The organism is uncultured Nocardioides sp. (assembly GCF_902805925.1).
Taxonomy (GTDB): Bacteria; Actinomycetota; Actinomycetes; order Propionibacteriales; family Nocardioidaceae; genus Nocardioides.
Genome location: NZ_CADCUP010000177.1, coordinates 1 through 4,566, shown reverse-complemented (window position 1 = coordinate 4,566; position 4,566 = coordinate 1). Strand labels below are relative to the sequence as shown.

Below are 4,566 nucleotides of genomic sequence, written 5' to 3'. Positions count from 1 at the left end.
CCGACCGCGGCAGCCACCGCAGCCCCGGCGCCCACCCCCGTGCCGGAGGCGGCGTCGCCCCCCGCGGAGGCGCCCGGTGGCGGGTCCGTCCCGCTGCTCGAGGGCGCCGTCGGCACGCCGGAGGACCCCGAGGGCTTCGAGCTGGTGCTCACCGACAGCTCCGGTGCTCCGGTCGAGTCGCTGCCGGCCGGCGACTACGACCTCCGCGTGCAGGACCTCGCCACGCTGCACAACTTCCACCTGACCGGGCCGGGCGTCGACGAGACGACGCCCATCCCGGGCACCGGCGAGGTGGTCTGGCGGGTGACGCTCCAGCCCGGCGAGTACGTCGCCATCTGCGACCCGCACCCCGACATGGTCGCGACGTTCACGGTCACCTGACGCCTGCGGCGGTCAGCCGACCGGGTCGCCAGCCGGGTTGCGGCTGGGCAGCACGCCGCTGCGCACCAGCTCGTCCGCGACCGAGGTGAGCTTGGCGTTGGACGTCTGGCTGGCCCGCACCAGCAGCAGGAAGGCCTGGTGGTCGGTGATCCGGAAGCGCTCCATCAGGATCCCCTTGGCCTGACCGATCAGGTCCCGGGACATGACGGCGCGCTCCAGCCGGTCCGTCGCCTGCGCGTCGGCCATCGCCACCGCCGCGTGCGTCGCGAACAGCAGCGCGACGTGCTCGTCCTCCTCGTCGAAGGCGTCCACGGCGGTGCTCACCATGTTCAGCGCCCCGAGGTCGTCGCCGGTGACGTACAGCTGGACGGCCAGCATGCTGCCGACGCCCAGCTCCGTCGCAGCCCTGACGAAGTCCGGCCAGCGGTGCTCCTCGGCCAGCCGGGGCATCCGGACGGTCCGCTGCTCGAACAGGCTGTCCAGGCACGGTCCCTGCTGCGTCTCGTACTGCGCCTGGTCCACCGCCCGCGGCAGCGGTCCGGTCGACGCGACGGTGTGCACCTCCCTGCGGCGGCGTACGGAGGAGATGCTGGCGTGCTCCGCGCCGGCCACCGTCGCGACCGCCGCCGTGACGATCGCGGTGAGGGTCTCGTCGAGGTCCGGCTGCTCGTGGAGTGAGCGCGCGAGCCGCGCCAGCTCGTCGGCGAGCGTGGAGCCGCCCGGCTCGAGGGACACGGGCCCGGCCTGACCAGGCACCGCCGGCTGCGTCATGCGGGTGACCGTACGCGCACCGGGTCGCGGGTCGGGCTGCGCGACGTGGGAGATCGGTGGTCGAATGACGCCGTGCGCGAGGCACAACCGCTCGGCCGGCTGCTGCGAAGGTCTGACGGCAGGTTCGGCAGACGGACGGGGGACTCCGCGTGAGGCGCACGGCCGCTGTCCTGCTCGGCACCGCCGTGCTCGTCCTGCTGCCGGCGGGCGCTGCGTCCGCCCACCCGCTCGGCAACTTCACCGTCAACACCGCCGACCGGGTCGTCGTGACGAGCGACGGCGTCGAGGTGACGCACGTCGTCGACCTCGCCGAGATCCCCAGCGTCGCGCTCGCCCAGCCCCGCTCCGGCGCGGACACCGACGGCGACGGCGAGCTGTCGGAGGACGAGCTCGACGCGTACGCCGCGGCTGAGTGCGGGCGGGTCGGCCCCGAGCTGGCTCTCGAGGTGGACGGCGCTGCCACCGCCCTGCGCCTGGTCGGCTCGTCGGGCGAGGGCACCGAGGGCGCCGCCGGGCTGCCGGTCACCCGCCTCGAGTGCTCCTTCACCGCGGAGGGACGGCCCCGCCAGCAGGTCCGCTTCGACGACCCCGTCGCCCGCGAGCGCAACGGCTGGCGGGAGGTCAGCGCCGGCTCGCTCTGCGGGCCGCTCCGCGGTGCGGGTGTCGTCGACGACAGCCCCTCCGCGCTGCTGACGCAGTACCCCGAGGACCTGCTGCAGTCCCCCGTCGACGTCACGTCGGTGCAGTTCCAGGTGGACGGGGACGCGTCCTGCACGACCGCGCTGCCCGGCGACGGACCTGTGGCGGCCGACGAGGTGGCGCCGCGCGGCGTGGACCGGCTCTCGCGCACCTTCACCGACTTCCTCGGCCGCAAGGACCTGACGGTCCCGTTCGCGCTGCTGTCGCTGGCCGCCGCTGTGGTCTTCGGCGTCCTGCACGCGCTCGCCCCGGGGCACGGCAAGACGGTGATGGCCGCCTACCTGGTCGGGCAGCGCGGCACCCGCCGCCAGGCGGTGCACCTCGGCGCCGTCGTGACGTTCACCCACACGGCCAGCGTGCTGCTGCTGGGGCTGCTGCTGTCCCTGGGAGCGCTGGCCGCCCCGGAGCTGGTCGTGCCGATCACGGAGGTGCTGTCCGGGGTGCTGCTCGCCCTGGTCGGCGGCTACCTGGTGGTGCTCGCGCTGCGGCGCCGCCGGGGCGCGCACGACCACGGCCACGACCACCCGCACGACCACGACCACGACCACCACGACCACCCGCACGACGACCACGACCACGACCACGGCCACGACCACCACGACCACCACGACCACCCGCACTCCGACGGCGTCACGAGCCCGGAGCAGCACCCGGCCGGTGGCGGAACGGCGGTGGTCACCCGGCCCCTGACCCACTCCCACGGCGGCCGGGCGCACACCCACGCCCCGCTGCCCGACGGGCCGCTGTCCTGGCGCTCGCTCGCCGCGATGGGCGTCGCCGGCGGTCTGGTGCCGAGCCCGTCCGCGCTGCTGGTCCTGCTGAGCGCCACCGCCCTCGGGCGCGCCTGGTTCGGCGTGGTCCTGGTCGTCGCCTACGGCGTCGGCATGGCGGTGACCCTCACCGCCGCCGGCCTGCTGCTGCTGCGGGCGCGCGCGGCCCTCGACCGCCGCGGCTGGTCGCTCGGGCCCGGCCGCTCCCTCGCCCGCCTGCTGCCGCTCGGGACGGCCGGCGTCGTGGTCCTCGTCGGCCTCGGGCTCGTCCTGCGCGGGCTCGTCTCCGGCCGCGGCCTGCTCTGACCCCGACGCCCTCCGGGCGGCTCGGCGCGTCGCGCCCTGGGCTTGTCGGAGGGCGCCCCTACCGTCCGACCCATGCCCGCCGCACCACCGCTGCTCCCCCGCCCGCCGGGGCCCACGACACCGCTCGCCGTCCCGGTGCAGGCGACGTTCGACGAGCTCGGCAGCCCGCTGCGGGAGACCACCTTCGTGGTCGTCGACCTCGAGACGACCGGCGGCTCGGCGCACGCGTGCGAGATCACCGAGATCGGTGCCGTCAAGGTCCGCGGTGGCGAGGTGCTCGGCGAGTTCCAGACGCTCGTCAACCCGGGCGCGGCGATCCCGCCGTTCATCGCGGTCCTCACCGGCATCACCGACGCCATGGTGGCCGGCAGCCCCCGGCTCGACCAGGCGCTGCCCGCCTTCCTCGAGTTCAGCCGCGGCGCGGTGCTGGTCGCCCACAACGCCCCCTTCGACCTCGGCTTCCTCAAGGCCGGCTGCGCCCGCCTGGGCATCCCCTGGCCCGGCCACGACTCCGTCGACACCGCCCGGCTCGCCCGCCGCGTGCTCACGCGTGACGAGGCGCCCAACTGCAAGCTGGCCACCCTGGCCCGGCTCTTCCGCTCCTCGACCACCCCCGACCACCGCGCCCTGTCCGACGCCCGGGCCACGGTCGACGTCCTGCACGGGCTGATCGCCCGGCTCGGCGGGCTCGGCGTGCACAGCCTCGAGGAGCTGCGCACCTTCTCCAGCCAGGTCAGCGTCGCGCAGCGCCGCAAGCGCCACCTCGCCGACGGGCTGCCGGCGCTGCCCGGGGTCTACCTGTTCCGCGACGGGCGGGGCCGGGTGCTCTACGTCGGCAAGAGCACCAACCTGCGCGGGCGCGTGCGGCAGTACTTCACCGCCAGCGAGCAGCGCACGCGCATGGCCGAGATGGTCGCCGTCGCCGAACGGGTCGACCCGGTCGTCTGCAGCACCTCGCTCGAGGCCGACGTCCGCGAGCTTCGCCTGATCGCCGAGCACACCCCCCGCTACAACCGGCGCAGCACCCGTCCCGACAAGGCGGTCTGGGTCAAGCTGACGGTCGAGGCCTTCCCACGGCTGTCGCTCGTCCGCCAGGTCCTCGACGACGGCGCCTGCTACCTGGGCCCGTTCGGCCGCACCGCCACGGCCGAGCTGGCCGTGGCGGCGGTGCACGAGGCGCTGCCGCTGCGCCAGTGCACCACCCGCCTGTCGCCGCGCCGGCCGTCCGCCGCCTGCGTGCTCGCCGAGATGCGCCGGTGCGGTGCGCCCTGCCTCGGCCCGGAGGCCGGCGAGTCGGTCGAGGCGTACGCCGCCCACGCCGCGGCCTACCGCGCTGCCGTCGGCGGCGACCCGGCCGCCGTCGTGCAGGCCCTCACCGCGCGGATCGCCGGCCTGGCGGCCGACGAGCGCTTCGAGGACGCGGCGGCGCAGCGCGACCGCCTCACGGCCTTCGTCCGTGCCGCCGCCAAGCTGCAGCGCCTGCAGTCCCTCACCGACGTGCCGGAGCTCGTCGCCGCCCGGCCGACCGCCGACCTCGGCTGGGAGGTGGCCGTCGTACGACGGGGACGGCTCGTCGCTGCCGGCACGATCCCCCGCGGAGCGCACCCGGCGCCGTACGTCGACGCCCTGCTCGCCACCC

The 4,566-nt window shown here is 75.7% G+C and carries 3 protein-coding genes and 1 pseudogene; 3 read left to right on the top strand and 1 reads right to left on the bottom strand.

Annotation, left to right across the window (positions count from 1 at the left end):
- Window positions 1-381, top strand: a pseudogene (locus tag QZX64_RS12950) (hypothetical protein); the annotation flags it as partial.
- Between the two features lie 12 nt (window positions 382-393).
- On the opposite strand, the gene QZX64_RS12945 reads toward QZX64_RS12950, so the two are convergent.
- Complete coding sequence (locus tag QZX64_RS12945) at window positions 394-1,152, bottom strand: GAF and ANTAR domain-containing protein (RefSeq protein WP_295660561.1); 759 nt, start codon at window positions 1,150-1,152, stop codon at window positions 394-396.
- Between the two features lie 149 nt (window positions 1,153-1,301).
- On the opposite strand from QZX64_RS12945, the gene QZX64_RS12940 reads away from it, so the two are divergent.
- Both QZX64_RS12940 and QZX64_RS12935 read left to right on the top strand, forming a co-directional pair.
- The gene (locus tag QZX64_RS12940; RefSeq protein WP_295660558.1) at window positions 1,302-2,927 is read left to right on the top strand and encodes a hypothetical protein; all 1,626 of its coding nucleotides are present in this window, start codon (window positions 1,302-1,304) and stop codon (window positions 2,925-2,927) included.
- 72 nt (window positions 2,928-2,999) lie between these two features.
- On the top strand, window positions 3,000-4,566 hold a 1,567-nt coding region (locus QZX64_RS12935; protein ID WP_295660554.1), incomplete at its 3' end, for a DEDD exonuclease domain-containing protein.